This is a genomic window from Pseudoalteromonas sp. MT33b, from assembly GCF_014117385.1.
GTDB classification, from domain to species: domain Bacteria; phylum Pseudomonadota; class Gammaproteobacteria; order Enterobacterales; family Alteromonadaceae; genus Pseudoalteromonas; species Pseudoalteromonas lipolytica.
The window spans coordinates 2962590-2975452 of record NZ_CP059831.1 but is presented as its reverse complement, the minus strand read 5'-3'; the positions used below and the strand labels follow the sequence as shown (position 1 = coordinate 2975452).

Annotated in this window: 12 protein-coding genes; 8 read left to right on the top strand and 4 right to left on the bottom strand. The window is 42.1% G+C overall.

Going from position 1 to position 12863, the window contains the following annotated elements:
• Position 1: 1 nt before the first annotated feature.
• Entirely contained in the window at positions 2-655 is a 654-nt protein-coding gene (gene narL, locus H3302_RS13435) for a two-component system response regulator NarL (RefSeq protein ID WP_036973040.1), read from the bottom strand.
• 278 nt (positions 656-933) lie between these two features.
• Here narL and H3302_RS13430 point away from each other — a divergent pair, with 278 nt between their 5' ends.
• Positions 934-2547 (top strand): antiporter, encoded by a 1614-nt coding sequence (locus H3302_RS13430; protein WP_036973039.1) that lies wholly within the window; start codon positions 934-936, stop codon positions 2545-2547.
• A gap of 69 nt (positions 2548-2616) precedes the next feature.
• Positions 2617-2988: a hypothetical protein gene (locus H3302_RS13425; protein ID WP_036973038.1), complete on the top strand. Its 372-nt coding sequence runs from the start codon at positions 2617-2619 to the stop codon at positions 2986-2988.
• A 134-nt stretch (positions 2989-3122) separates the two neighbouring features.
• Here the strand turns inward: H3302_RS13425 and H3302_RS13420 are convergent, their stop codons facing one another.
• Entirely contained in the window at positions 3123-3620 is a 498-nt protein-coding gene (locus H3302_RS13420) for an SCP2 domain-containing protein (RefSeq protein ID WP_217195067.1), read from the bottom strand.
• Positions 3621-3721: 101 nt separating this feature from the next.
• On the opposite strand from H3302_RS13420, the gene H3302_RS13415 reads away from it, so the two are divergent.
• Both H3302_RS13415 and H3302_RS13410 read left to right on the top strand, forming a co-directional pair.
• Positions 3722-4714 (top strand): peptidase U32 family protein, encoded by a 993-nt coding sequence (locus tag H3302_RS13415; protein ID WP_182395510.1) that lies wholly within the window; start codon positions 3722-3724, stop codon positions 4712-4714.
• 8 nt (positions 4715-4722) lie between these two features.
• The gene (locus H3302_RS13410; RefSeq protein WP_036973032.1) at positions 4723-5592 is read left to right on the top strand and encodes a U32 family peptidase; all 870 of its coding nucleotides are present in this window, start codon (positions 4723-4725) and stop codon (positions 5590-5592) included.
• Here H3302_RS13410 and H3302_RS13405 read toward each other — a convergent pair.
• Positions 5589-7307 (bottom strand): bifunctional protein-serine/threonine kinase/phosphatase, encoded by a 1719-nt coding sequence (locus tag H3302_RS13405; RefSeq protein ID WP_182395507.1) that lies wholly within the window; start codon positions 7305-7307, stop codon positions 5589-5591. The genes H3302_RS13410 and H3302_RS13405 overlap by 4 nt on opposite strands.
• 321 nt (positions 7308-7628) lie before the next feature.
• Between H3302_RS13405 and H3302_RS13400 the strand changes: the two genes are divergently transcribed.
• The 3 genes from H3302_RS13400 (at position 7629) to H3302_RS13390 (ending at position 10687) form a co-directional block, all read left to right on the top strand.
• Positions 7629-8897, top strand: a complete 1269-nt coding sequence (locus H3302_RS13400) for a nitrate/nitrite transporter (protein WP_065978355.1) — start codon at positions 7629-7631, stop codon at positions 8895-8897.
• Positions 8894-10096 carry an NnrS family protein gene (locus H3302_RS13395; protein WP_196857407.1) on the top strand — a complete coding sequence of 401 codons (1203 nt, stop codon included), beginning with the start codon at positions 8894-8896 and terminating at the stop codon, positions 10094-10096. Before H3302_RS13400 ends, H3302_RS13395 begins: the two co-directional genes overlap by 4 nt.
• A 147-nt stretch (positions 10097-10243) precedes the next feature.
• Positions 10244-10687 (top strand): putative zinc-binding protein, encoded by a 444-nt coding sequence (locus H3302_RS13390; RefSeq protein ID WP_182395505.1) that lies wholly within the window; start codon positions 10244-10246, stop codon positions 10685-10687.
• 16 nt (positions 10688-10703) lie between these two features.
• Here the strand turns inward: H3302_RS13390 and H3302_RS13385 are convergent, their stop codons facing one another.
• Entirely contained in the window at positions 10704-11447 is a 744-nt protein-coding gene (locus H3302_RS13385; RefSeq protein WP_182395503.1) for a molybdopterin-synthase adenylyltransferase MoeB, read from the bottom strand.
• Between the two features lie 183 nt (positions 11448-11630).
• Here H3302_RS13385 and H3302_RS13380 point away from each other — a divergent pair, with 183 nt between their 5' ends.
• On the top strand, positions 11631-12821 hold the full coding sequence (locus H3302_RS13380) for an alginate export family protein (protein WP_075593995.1): 1191 nt from the start codon (positions 11631-11633) through the stop codon (positions 12819-12821).
• The last annotated feature ends 42 nt before the right edge of the window (positions 12822-12863 follow it).

The following is a 12863-nucleotide window of genomic DNA, read 5'->3' as shown; positions in this document are numbered from 1 at the left end:
ATTAAGCCCCTTTTTGCTGATTGATTATCCACACGGCAGCTTCAACACGTGAGCGCAGGTTTAGCTTTTTCAGCAGGTGTTTTACATGCACTTTAACGGTGCCATCAGAAATATCTAATTCTCGTGCGATTAACTTGTTTGATAACCCTTTCGCAATTAACTTGAGGATTTCAAATTCACGGCTAGTGAGTGAATTGAGGATGTTCGCTTTTTGCGATACATCAGGTTTGCGGATAGCTTGGGCGAGTACCCCTGTGAGCTTTTCACTCAGCACCATTTTACCCAGTGCCGCTTGTTTTATTTTTTCGAGAATTTCTTCAGGATCCATGTCTTTTAGTAAGTAACCATCTGCGCCATAGCTGATTGCAGTGAGCACGTCTTCATCGTTATCAGAAACCGTTAGCATAATAATACGCGATGTAACATCACTGGCACGCATGGCTTTAAGGGTTTCTAAGCCATCCATTCCTTGCATATTAAGGTCAAGAATAATGAGATCGGGATCATGCTCTATAGCTAACTGTAGCCCTTCTTTGCCTGTTGCTGCCTCACCGATGACGACAAGTTCGTCTTCTAAATCGATTAACTGTTGTAGGCCTTTGCGTAGCAATGGGTGGTCATCAACTAATAAAATTGAGCTGGTTAGTGCATTCATACTTTAACTCTTTGTTGGCTTTAGCCTGAAAGACTGGCGGTTTAAAAATATCTTAACGTGGATCAATAAAGTATTCACCAAAAAGCCTCCCTATTACTCCTAATAACCTTAAGCTTTCTTATATTATTTAATGATAAACAATTACTTACGCTTAAATATACCCACTAAGTGGTAGTTGTTTGCTGTTTATGCTGTGTGTGGCTTACCCATCAATGTGAATTGTTGAGTTGATTTTATGTGCGCATAGTAAGTTCAATTAGAACGAAATGGAGCAGCATATGGCTGAACTAGACAAGTGGGAACCGGAAAATGAAGCTTTCTGGAATTCCCAAGGTAAAAAAATTGCGCAAAGGAATTTATGGATTTCGATCCCAAGTTTACTTTGTGGCTTCGCTGTTTGGCTTTACTGGGGAATCTTGACCGTTCAGATGATGAATGCAGGGTTTAGTTTTAGCGCAGATGAGCTATTTACGCTGACGGCGATAGCTGGACTTTCTGGTGCTACATTACGTATTCCCAGTAGTTTCTTCATTCGCTTTTGTGGTGGCAGAAACACGCTGTTCTTCACTACATCGCTACTCATAATTCCGGCTCTATTTACCGGTTTGGCATTACAAGACCCAACGACACCATTGTGGCAATATCAGTTACTTGCTTTGTTGTCGGGTATTGGTGGGGGTAACTTTGCTTCTTCAATGTCAAATATCAGCTTTTTCTTTCCAAAAAAACAACAAGGTTTAGCGCTGGGTCTCAATGCAGGGTTAGGTAACTTTGGTGTGACAACGATGCAGATTTTGATTCCATTGTTTATGACATATGGGGTGTTTGGTGCATTGGGCGGCGACCCAATTACGTTGGTGAGCACGTCGGGAAGTTTGATTGGTAAAATTCCAGCCGGTTCTGAAACTTGGCTGCAAAACGGTGGCTTTTTATGGCTACTGTTCTTAATACCGCTGTTCTTTGCAACATGGTTTGGTATGAATAACATTCGCACGCCAGAAGTGTCACCAAACTTAGGCAGCCCTCTGAGTGCATTTGCAATGATTTCTGTGATGCTAACGATTGGTCTTGCCACTGCGGCGGCTGGTCTGTGGCTGATGCTTCCTGAATCAGCAAATGGTTCTGGCTTTGGGGTACCGAAAGAGTTGGTACTGGTGCTGGTTGTTGCTATTACCGTATTTTTACTGAAGATGATACCGGGGGCGATTGGTAAAAGCCTCACTAAGCAATATCAAATCTTTAATAATAAACATACCTGGGTAATGAGCACGATTTACACCATGACGTTTGGTTCATTTATTGGTTTTGCGGCAGCATTTCCGTTAGCAATCAAAGTTATTTTTGGTTTTCAACACATTATGGTTGATGGTGTGATGACCCATAGTACCTTAAACCCAAATGGCCCAAGTGCGCTCATGTATGCGTGGATGGCACCATTTATTGGGGCATTAATTCGTCCACTAGGTGGGTGGATTGCTGATAAATGGGGTGGTGCGTTAGTAACACAAGTGTGTTCTGTGGTAATGATTACCTCGTCATTAGGTGCGGCCTATTACATGAAAGAGGCTTATCAGTCGCCTACACCTGAAGAGTTCTTTATGCCATTTTTCATCTTATTCTTAGTGCTATTTGGAGCAACAGGGATTGGTAATGGCTCAACCTTTAGAACGATTGCGATGGTGTTTCCTAAAGAACAAGCAGGCCCTGTATTAGGTTGGACTTCGGCAGTGGCTGCATACGGTGCATTTTATATTCCAATGGTATTTGGTCAGCAAATTAAAGCGACAACACCTGAGGTAGCACTGATTGGTTTCGCGGTATTTTATGCGCTATGTTTGATTATTAATTGGTGGTTCTACTTAAGAAAAGACGGCGAATTTTATAATCCATAACGATCTCCACTTGTCCAGAGCCATCAACTTCGGTTTTTGGCTCTTTTTCTATTGTTGCAGGAAAAGAATATGAGTAAGTTTCAAGAATTATTATCCATGGCTCGCCATCAAGCTGAACCCGTTAAGCTACTGTTGTTATTTACAAAAGCAAATGTTGAAAGTTCAGTTAACGATGTCAATAAAGGGGTGATTGAGCCTGTTATGTGTGTTGATAAACTGCCTAGTGAGTTAACTGACTATACGGCGCTTTGTCACGAAGCAGATAACATAAACCAAGCATGGGATTTATTATTTGTCACCAGTATTGGTGCTAATACAGAGGTCAGCCTGATTGAAAGTAGCATGAAGGCGATGATTAAAGACGTACAAAGTGGTAAAAACACGGCGTTGTATGTTGTCCTCGACAGAGAAGATAACCTTGTAGAAATGGTCGGTAGTTAAGTCAGCATAAAAAATTGCACGGCAATAATGGCACAAAGTAAGTGGTCGATATTAAACTGATTAATGGCCGTTAGTGTGCTCTGTGCACAACTCTCCTAAATGTAAACAGAAGGCAGCTACTCGCTGCCTTCTTTTTATTGTAATGACTCTACGTACTCTGTTAACTGATTAAATAACCAGTCTGGCAAGCTTGCTTGTGGGTCTTGCGTATCGAGCCAGTTTTTAACAGTTAGGCACAGTTCTGTGTCGCCTTGGATTGCTAATTTACGTGAGAAAAAAAGTGTATCAGGGTCGTATTTTCCACTCATCAAACTTAAAAATGTATCACTACTCCCCGTTAACTTTCCGTCGTATTTGAGGTGTTCTTTAGGGAGTAACCACGGTTTTATAGAGAAAATAGTTAACCGTTTAGAGGTTGCATTGAGTGAAATAAGCAAGCTGAGTGGCAGGTTATCGACGTCAATGCATAACTGTTTATCAATTAAAAAGTCGAGCTCACCGTCGTTGATCTGTGTTTTAAAAATGAGGTTTATTCGCTGTTCTATCAGCCAACTTATGCCTGCGGTTGGCGTGAGATGAGTAATAGCAGTTAGCCATTTCGGGGTAAAAAATGGCGGAGTTTTATGCTTCATAATATCAGTGAGACTAATCATATTAGTAGATTACCTTATTAGGTTTGCTGGCTTACCATTATTGATAATTTATTTCTTAGTTTAAATAATCAGGAGTGGGTATGGAGTTACTTTGCCCAGCAGGAAACTTACCCTCGTTAAAAAGGTCAATTGCGCAAGGCGCTGATGCGGTTTACGTTGGCTTAAACAATGATACCAATGCGCGTCACTTTGCGGGCCTTAACTTGAATGAGCGGCAACTCGTTGAAGCGGCAGACTATTGTCAGCAGCATAAAAGAAAATTGCATGTTGCTATTAACACCTTTGCTCACCCCAATCATTTTACAAGATGGAAGCATGCCATTGATGAAGCGATTGCAGTGGGGGTAGATGCCCTGATTGTTGCTGATATTGCTGCGCTTGATTTTATTGCGAATAATTATCCGCACCAAGAAATGCATGTCAGTGTGCAGGCATCGGTGACAAATGCACTCGCAATTGATTTTTATAAGCAGTTTGGTGTGAAGCGAGTGGTATTGCCTAGGGTATTAAGTTTGCAACAGGTCAGGCAATTGGCAACCACCACCGACATCGAACTTGAGCTTTTTGCCTTTGGTAGTTTATGTATTATGGCCGAAGGGCGTTGTTATTTATCTTCATATTTAACAGGCGAATCACCTAATACAACAGGTGCCTGTTCACCGGCCAAGTTTGTTCGTTGGCAACAACAGGGCGCTCGAATGCAATCACGCTTGAATGATGTATTGATTGATCAGTTCACTGACGATGAGCAAGCCGGTTATCCAACGTTATGTAAAGGGCGTTTTGTTGTTAATAACGAAACCTACCATGCCTTAGAAGAGCCAACGAGCTTAAATACACTTTCTCTGTTACCTGAGTTATTAGCCATGAATATTGCGGCCGTTAAAATTGAAGGCCGACAGCGTAGCCCTGCCTATGTTGAGCAAGTTACACGCGTTTGGCGACAGGCTATTGACCATGCAAAGCAAAATGCGACTGACTTCAGTGTTGAAACGCATTGGCAAACGACGCTGGACAGTTTATCTGAGGGGCAGCAAACCACCTTAGGTGCGTATCATCGCAAGTGGAAATAGGAGTAACAATGACACAGTTGAAAGTTGCGGTAGGGCCCATGTTGTTTTTGTGGCAAAAGGAGTTGCTCGAACAATTTTATGAGCGGGTAGCGCAGTCGACAGCCGATATTGTTTATTTAGGCGAAACCGTCTGTGGAAAGCGACGTTTAAGTCGCCTAAATGATTACCTTGAGTGGGCTAAAATGCTAGAGCAAGCAGGAAAAGAAGTGGTGCTGTCTAGCTTAGCCTTGTTGGAGTCGGGGGCTCAACTTCAAGAGTTAAAACGTGTGTGTCGTCAAAGCGCGTATTTAATAGAGGCGAATGATCTTGCCGCCGTGCAGCAATTACATAGCTTGGGATTACCATTTGTGATTGGCCCCGCAATTAATGTTTATAACGGTTATACGCTAGCAAAGTTTGCTCAAATGGGAGCTGTGCGCTGGGTTATGCCTGTTGAATTGTCGAGAGATTGGCTGGTGGCTTTAAAACACGAATACGCGGGTTTGACAGATTTACCGATGCAATTTGAAGTGTTTAGTTATGGCTTGTTGCCTTTAGCTTACAGTGCGCGATGCTTCACGGCTCGCCATTATGACTTAGCTAAAGATCAATGTGAGCTCATTTGTCAAAAGCACCCTTCGGGATTAATGACCCACAGCCAAGACGGTAAAAAGGTGTTTACCTTAAATGGCATTCAAACAATGTCTGGGCAAGTGTATAACTTGTGCGAAGACCGCCATGCACTTAATAGCAGTGCGGATATCGCGCGGCTAAGTATGCACGATATGGACGACTTACAATGGATTGAGTCGTTTGCTTTGGGCACCGACTCTAAGCGACCGGATGAACATATTAATGGCTTTTGGCATCACATTGCGGGTATGCATTGCCAGTCTTAGTGCTGGCTAAATAAATACAATATGAGAGCCAGTGTGATAAACCAAAAACCACTTACCATTTTCCAAAATAATAAACTGCTGGCTTCCTTCGGTTCAGGATCCGGTTTTAAAAATTCAGGATTAGGGACGGTTAAGTCATGCATGAGTGCATCCACGGTTTGATAGCGCTCTGTTAAATCAAAACTAACCCCTTTTTGCAGTGCTTTATCAAACCAAATTGGAATAATGGGGTTATGTTTAATGGCACTGTGATAACGTAGTTTGTCGTAGTCTGCCATGCTTGTGCATTGCTCAACTTTTTCGCCATAGGGTAAGTGGTGAGTAAATAATTCATAGCAAATAGTCGCGAGGCTATACACATCACCTTGCACGGCAGCATTTTTGCCCAGCAAATAATTAGGGTCTGAATAGCTGGCCGTGCCAAGTGCCCCTTGATGTTCTATTGGCTGATAAAGCTCCGCAACTCCAGCAACAAACACGGAACCAAAATCAACCAGTTTGATTTCATCATTTTCTAATACCATCACATTGCCGGGTTTGAGATCTTGGTGAATCGCATCATTACTATGAAAAGCATTTAAGGCCGCTGCAATGTGTTTAACGATGGCGATTGCTCGTTTAGGTTTTAGAGGTTGATGCTCTGCTAACCAGTTGTCGAGGCTGGTGCCATCGAGCCATTCCATTAAATAATACAGGGCACTTCTTGGCCGTGAATGTTGATAAATTTTTACCACATAAGGGGAGTCAATTCGGCTGCCAATCCATTGCTCTTTAATAAAGCGGTCGATGTAATGTGTGTCGTCGTCAAAGTTGGCTGAAGGCGTTTTCATTGCGTAACGCTTTTTTGTAAGCTCATCTTCCACTAAATAAAGTTGACTACGTGATGAGGCAAACAGCTCTTCAATGACAAGATAACCATCTAATTTCATACCTGCTTTAAGCGGCGGTGGAAAAGGCAATTTTGTGAGCTCAGCGCTATATTCAGCTTCATTTTGATATGCCAGTTCTTTTATTTTTAAAACGACACAACTGATATTGTCATCACTGCCATGCTTTTTGGATTCTATACACAGTTGCTCTGCTATTTTAGAGGCTGGCTGATAACTCAATAAGTTATCTATTAAGATATCGGTCGGGAGAAAATCATGCACCCCGTCAGAGCTTAATAAGTAAATGTCACCTTGTTGTAATTCATTGCTGCTGTAATCAATGTGTAAGTTGTTATCCATGCCAATGGCACGCGATAAAAACGATTTTCCTTGCCCTAAATTGGTGGTGTGATCGGCTGTGAGTTGCTTTAAGTTTCCATTTCTAAAGCGATAAATTCGACTATCACCCACATGAAAAATATGACCATGATTTCCTTTTAAAATCAGGCAGCTTAAGGTTGATAAGTAGCCTTTATTTTCTTGTGAAAATGCATGGCTTTTGCGAAAAAGACGTAAATTGATTGCCGATAATACTTGTTCGCCACTGCGACTAACAGACCATGTATCGGGGGTTTTAAAGTACTCACTAAGAAAGCGTTCAACGGCTGTTTCGCTCGCTTCTTTACCTGCTTCTGCTGAGCTGACACCGTCGGCAACACAAAATGCGGCACCTTTAATATTGCTGAGGTACTCATCTTTTGGAATAAAAAGACCTGCGCAATCTTCGTTGATTTCTTTTATTCCGCGTGAGGTATGAAATCCTGCATCAACCTGAGTGCTTTGCATAATGTGTAGTTAGCTTTGAAATAATATCAAAATAGTGCAAGAAAACGGGGGGAGTATTCAACCTGTACAGATCAATAAACGGTCAGTTTTTCAGGTCTGTTTATTATCAAATAAGCTTAACTACCTCTTTTGGGGTAATTGCTGTTGTTTTTAATATTTTGATTTTTATGTACTTTTTATTTTGTTCGTCGTTTTTGTCTGTTGATATTTTTAAGTTGTGGCATTGTGGGTAGAGCCTCATAAAAAGCGCGTGCTTTAGGTAGAATGGGTCAATGATTTATAGATGACGTGTTCATCGACCGTTTTTAATTGGAGCATCGCATGTCAGAGTCTCGCGCTAAACGTGCGTTATTATTTGCTACCTTAGCTTTTGCGGCTAACTTTTCCGTATGGACATTGTATGCGGCGATAGTATTGCCTTTATCATCGCAATGGCAATTAACGGTCACTGAGTTAGGTGGCTTACTTGCAGCCCCGATGTTCACAGGTGCATTGTCTCGGATCCCCGCTGGCGAATTGGCTGACCGCTATTCGGCAAAAGTGCTCTTTGTCGTGCAAATGTTAGTGTGTGTGCCCGCCCTTGCATGCTTGTATATAACGACAAGCTATTCTCAACTACTTTTTCTCGGTTTATGGATTGGTCTCAGTGGTAGCTCATTTACCCTTGGTATCCGTTATGTGTGTGATTTTTATCAACGCAGTCAACAAGGAACCGCGATGGGGATTTTTGGTGTGGGTAATGCCGGTGCCGCTATTACACTCGTGTTAGCGCCTTGGTTAATGGAGCGCTATGGTTGGCAGTGGGTTGGGCCTGTGTATGCGTTTGGCTTGTTATTTGTTGCTGTACTGTATGGTGTGTTTGCCCCCAGCCAGCCAGATAACGCTCATGTTATTAATAGTAAACCGCAAACTTGGACACTGTTACTGAAAAATACGCAAGTTTGGCGATTAGGACTCTATTATTATTTTGTGTTTGGTTCTTTTTTGGCCTTACTGCTTTGGCTGCCATATTACTATATGCAGGCCTATCAATTATCAATTAAACAAGCGATGGCCTTTACATTGTTTTTTGTTGCAACGTCGTCGGTGATACGGGCTCTTGGTGGGTGGTTTGCCGATAAGTATGGCGGTCGTAGTGTTAACTGGAGCGTATTTTGGGTGTGTTTAGTGTGTTTGTTTTTCTTAAGCTACCCGCCCACAACAATGACCATTCATGGTATTAAGCAAGATGTGAATTTATCTGTGTCGGTGAATGTGTGGGTGTTTACCGGCTTATTATTTGTGATTGGCTTAGCGCAAGGTTTTGGGCGTGCCAGTGTGTTTAAAGTTATCCATGAAAACTACCCGTTAGAAATGGGCAAGGTAGGCGGTTTTATTGCTGCCATTGGGGCCTTGGGAGGATTCACATTACCGATAATGTTTGGTGCGGTGGTTGATTTATTTGGCTTTTACAGTGCCTCTTTTATGTTGCTTTACGCGGTGTTAGCTGTCTGTATGATGCTGATGTATTTCGCGGTGCGTGCTGAGCGCTATCAACGAAGATTGAATGAAGCTGCGAGTTATAATTTTTTAGAAGATGATAGTTTATGATGCAAATATCCGATGAACAACAAACCAAAAGTGACGTTGCCTTATTTCAGCTCGCATTTCGTCCGCTGTTTTTGTGTGGGGGCTTATTTAGCTGTATTGCTTTGGTTGTGTGGGGATTAGTACTCAATGGTCACTGGTCTTTTTCTCCTTATGGAGGGGCTTTGTTTTGGCATAGCCATGAAATGCTGTTTGGTTTTGTGTGCGCTATTGTTATCGGCTTTTTATTAACCGCGGTACAAAACTGGACAGGTTTACGCTCTATTCATGGTCGAAAGCTGCTGCTGTTAACTCTTGCATGGTTAATCGCGCGAGTTGCCATGGTGGTGCCCGCTTTGCCGCACTGGTTAGTATTTGGTATTGATATGGTGTTTTTGCCCTTAGCGGGTTATTGGTTAGCAAAACCAATCATTGTCAAAGGGCAAATGCGAAACCTCTTTTTTGTGCCGATTATTTTATTGCTCAGTGCTGCCAATTTATTAATGCACTTAGGCGTGACACTGGGGATGCCTGAGTTGTATCAGCATGGTTATATGTCTGCTATTTGGCTAATTACGTTATTAATGAGTGTATTAGGCGGGCGTGTAATTCCCTTTTTCACTGCAAATGCAACTGCGACAAAGAAGGTCGACGGTAAACCTTGGTTAGAGATTGCAGCGCTTGGCAGTACCTGGTTTATTTTTGTGTTGTTTTTTACTGGTGCAGTTTATTACCTGAGCAATGAGCTCATTGGCGGCATGCTAATTATATGTGCTGTATTTCATTGTCTTCGTGCGGCGCGATGGCCGTTCTTTAAAACCTTAGCGGTTCCACTGCTGTGGAGTTTGCATTTGGCTTATTGGTTTATTCCTGTGGGAATTATATTAATGGGGATGTCTTATTTCACTGATTTATTGTCAATTTCGACCGCTTTCCATGCACTGACTGTGGGGGCTATGGGCAATATGATTTTAAGCATGATGGCGCGTGTTAGCTTAGGCCACACTGGAAGAAAATTAGTGGTTAAGCACGCCATTATTTTTGCATTTGGTGCGGTATTAATTGCGGCCTTATTACGCGTATTTGGTGTGTTGATAAATTCACAATTGAGCCTGTATTTTATTTCTTTATCTGTGATTACATGGTGTATGGCTTATGGTTTATTCTGCTTGGTGTATTTTCCGGTGTTAACACAACCAAGAGCAGATGGCCGCGCAGGCTAACGTTTCTATACGTCAATATGGTTGTTTAGGTAAAGTAGCTACCTCTTTTGAATTAGTGTGGACTTCATTCCTCTTGATGTAGATCAAGCTGAATTTTTGTACGCTTACTAAGCTGATATTTACGTATCAGTAAAAAGAGTGGAAAGCATGAAGGAGCAATCTTTACCAATATTGTTAACGTGCTCTGGCTGTAGTTATGGTGCAGAGCTGGCTGAAGACTTATCACAAAGTTTAATTATGCAGGGGAAAGTTGAAAAAGTCTCCATTGCGGCATTAACAGCAGGTTCTGCTATGCATTGGCAAAAGTTAGCATCTTCTCCTGCGATTATTGTTTTTGATGGCTGTGGGCTTAACTGTGCGAAGTTAAGCCTCGAAAAGTTATCTATTCATACATTTTATCATTTTGATATGACCAAGCAGCTTCAGAAAATAAACAATGGCGTGGGCAAACCTTCGCTAGCGGCCTGTTTGCAAGTGACAAAAACGGTGCAGTATCAACTCGCGTCTGTCCTACCAAAGCAACATAGAGTGAATCAAAAGGAAGCCGCAGGAAGCAAAGTGATCGCGATGTTTCCGTGTGCAGAGCGTTAAGGTTAGCAATGTAACTTTAACGCTCTGCACACACCTCGCAGTGGGGTTGTTTTGGAATAATAAACTCTTTAAATGTCAGGTGCTCTGCATCATATAACAGCATTGACACTGTTTTAGGGGGCATAGATAGCAGGCTTTTAAGCGCCTCTGTGGCTTGCAATGAACCTAAAGTGCCAACTACTGGGGCAAGGACCCCAGCTTCCATACAGCTTAATGAGGGTTCTTTAAATAGCCGAGCAACGCAGGCATAACAGGGATCGCCGTCACGCATTGGAAAGTGAATGAGTTGCCCTTCCATACGAATTGCAGAACCTGAAATTAGGGGCGTTTTATGTGTCCAACACAGGCGATTAAGCAGTAAGCGTGTTGCGAGATTATCACTGCAGTCAACGACAGCATCAGCGCTGATTAACTCTGGCTCATGGTGTGTCGTAAACTCAGAAGCATAGGTTGTCATCTCTACTTGGCTATTGAGTGCTGTTAATTGCTGTTTAGCTGATTCAACTTTTAACTGACCCACACTGTTTTCGGTGTGTAATATTTGTCGTTGTAGGTTAGTTATATCCACTGTGTCATGATCAAATAAAGTAATTTTTCCGACACCTGCCGCAACAAGGTAAGGGAGTACTGCACTACCCAGTCCTCCAGCTCCGACAACGAGTACGTGGCTTGCCATAATGGCTTCTTGCCCTTCTTCTTGAACCTGAGGAAGCAGAATATGACGGCAATAACGCAGGGTGTTGGCACTCTCTAATAACATGCAATTTTCCTTCTTTAGAACGCGTCTATAAGCCTACATTAAATAGGGCAGTGTTGTTATACCTCTTTGGAGGTGCAGTGAGTCATATTAGGTAACGCTATGAAAAAATTGATTTAAATCAATTTTCATAGTTATGCATAGCCGTAATCTGTGCATAACTTAAAAACATAGCAAGGTAGTGATATGAAAACACAGCTCTCAGTTCTAACAGCGTTAGTTACATTTGCTTTGAGTACGCAAGTGAGTGCAACTGAAGATAATGGCATTCATAACATGTTGGCGAATGGTGAAGTGCATGGCATGTTGCGTTATCGATATGAAAATGTCGATCAATCGGGGATCGCTGAACAAGCACATGCATCAACATTACTCACGCGTATTAATTATACAACGGCGACACTCAAAGGCGTTTCAGCACTTCTCGAGTTTGATAATGTTACCGAGATTGGTAATGACAATTATAACAGTACCGTTAATGGTCATACGGATCACCCCGTTGTTGCTGACCCTAAAGGTACTGAGGTTAATCAAGCAAGCTTACAATTCAAGAATAAAGAGTTGCACGTTGTTGCGGGTAGACAACGTATCAACCTTGATGACCAACGATTTGTAGGGGGTGTCGCATGGCGCCAGAATGAACAAACTTTTGATGGTTACAGAGTCGTTTATAAACCATCAGAGTCATTAAAGTTCGACTACAGCTATGTGTTTAATGTGAATCGTATTTTTGGTGAAGACAGCAATAAAAGCGATTTGCACGGTAAATTACACTTTGCCAATGCTGCATACCAAGTTAATAAGCAATTTAATGTCAGTGTGTTTGCCTATCTTTATGACTTTGATGCTGCTTTAGCCAGCTCAACACAAACAATGGGTGTACGCGCAACAGGCCAATTATCCGATTCATTGAGTTATACGGTTAGTTATGCAACTCAGCAAGATTATGCCGATAACCCCAATTCGTTTGATGCTGACTATATATTAGCGGAGCTAAAGGGCAAAGTGAGTAAGCTTGGCTGGAAAGTTGGCTATGAGCTGTTAGGCTCAGATAACAACATAGGTTTTAGTACACCACTGGCAACAGGGCATAAGTTCCAAGGTTTTGCAGATAAGTTTTTAGCGACCCCAGGTAATGGACTTGCTGATTTATACTTTGGCGTTAATGGGCAGTTGGCAGATATAAAGCTGAGCGCGACTTATCACTTTTTTGATAGTGATGCACACAGCATCGATTATGGCCAAGAGCTTGATTTAACGGCTGCATATGCACTTTCAAGCAACTGTAATGTGCTGTTTAAATATGCCATGTACAACGCTGATGATTATGCCACGGATACCGATAAGGTATGGTTGATGCTCACTCATAAGTTTTAACCGCTTAGCATGCTTTTTAGCAGCTAGATTAGTTTCAGTTCC

Excerpts from the sequence above, each read along its gene's own strand:
- narL (WP_036973040.1), bottom strand. The coding sequence starts at position 655 with ATGAATGCACTAACCAGCTCAATTTTATTAGTTGATGACCACCCATTG.
- H3302_RS13430 (WP_036973039.1), top strand. The coding sequence starts at position 934 with ATGGCTGAACTAGACAAGTGGGAACCGGAAAATGAAGCTTTCTGGAAT.
- H3302_RS13425 (WP_036973038.1), top strand. The coding sequence starts at position 2,617 with ATGAGTAAGTTTCAAGAATTATTATCCATGGCTCGCCATCAAGCTGAA.
- H3302_RS13420 (WP_217195067.1), bottom strand. The coding sequence starts at position 3,620 with ATGAAGCATAAAACTCCGCCATTTTTTACCCCGAAATGGCTAACTGCT.
- H3302_RS13415 (WP_182395510.1), top strand. The coding sequence starts at position 3,722 with ATGGAGTTACTTTGCCCAGCAGGAAACTTACCCTCGTTAAAAAGGTCA.
- H3302_RS13410 (WP_036973032.1), top strand. The coding sequence starts at position 4,723 with ATGACACAGTTGAAAGTTGCGGTAGGGCCCATGTTGTTTTTGTGGCAA.
- H3302_RS13405 (WP_182395507.1), bottom strand. The coding sequence starts at position 7,307 with ATGCAAAGCACTCAGGTTGATGCAGGATTTCATACCTCACGCGGAATA.
- H3302_RS13400 (WP_065978355.1), top strand. The coding sequence starts at position 7,629 with ATGTCAGAGTCTCGCGCTAAACGTGCGTTATTATTTGCTACCTTAGCT.
- H3302_RS13395 (WP_196857407.1), top strand. The coding sequence starts at position 8,894 with ATGATGCAAATATCCGATGAACAACAAACCAAAAGTGACGTTGCCTTA.
- H3302_RS13390 (WP_182395505.1), top strand. The coding sequence starts at position 10,244 with ATGAAGGAGCAATCTTTACCAATATTGTTAACGTGCTCTGGCTGTAGT.
- H3302_RS13385 (WP_182395503.1), bottom strand. The coding sequence starts at position 11,447 with ATGTTATTAGAGAGTGCCAACACCCTGCGTTATTGCCGTCATATTCTG.
- H3302_RS13380 (WP_075593995.1), top strand. The coding sequence starts at position 11,631 with ATGAAAACACAGCTCTCAGTTCTAACAGCGTTAGTTACATTTGCTTTG.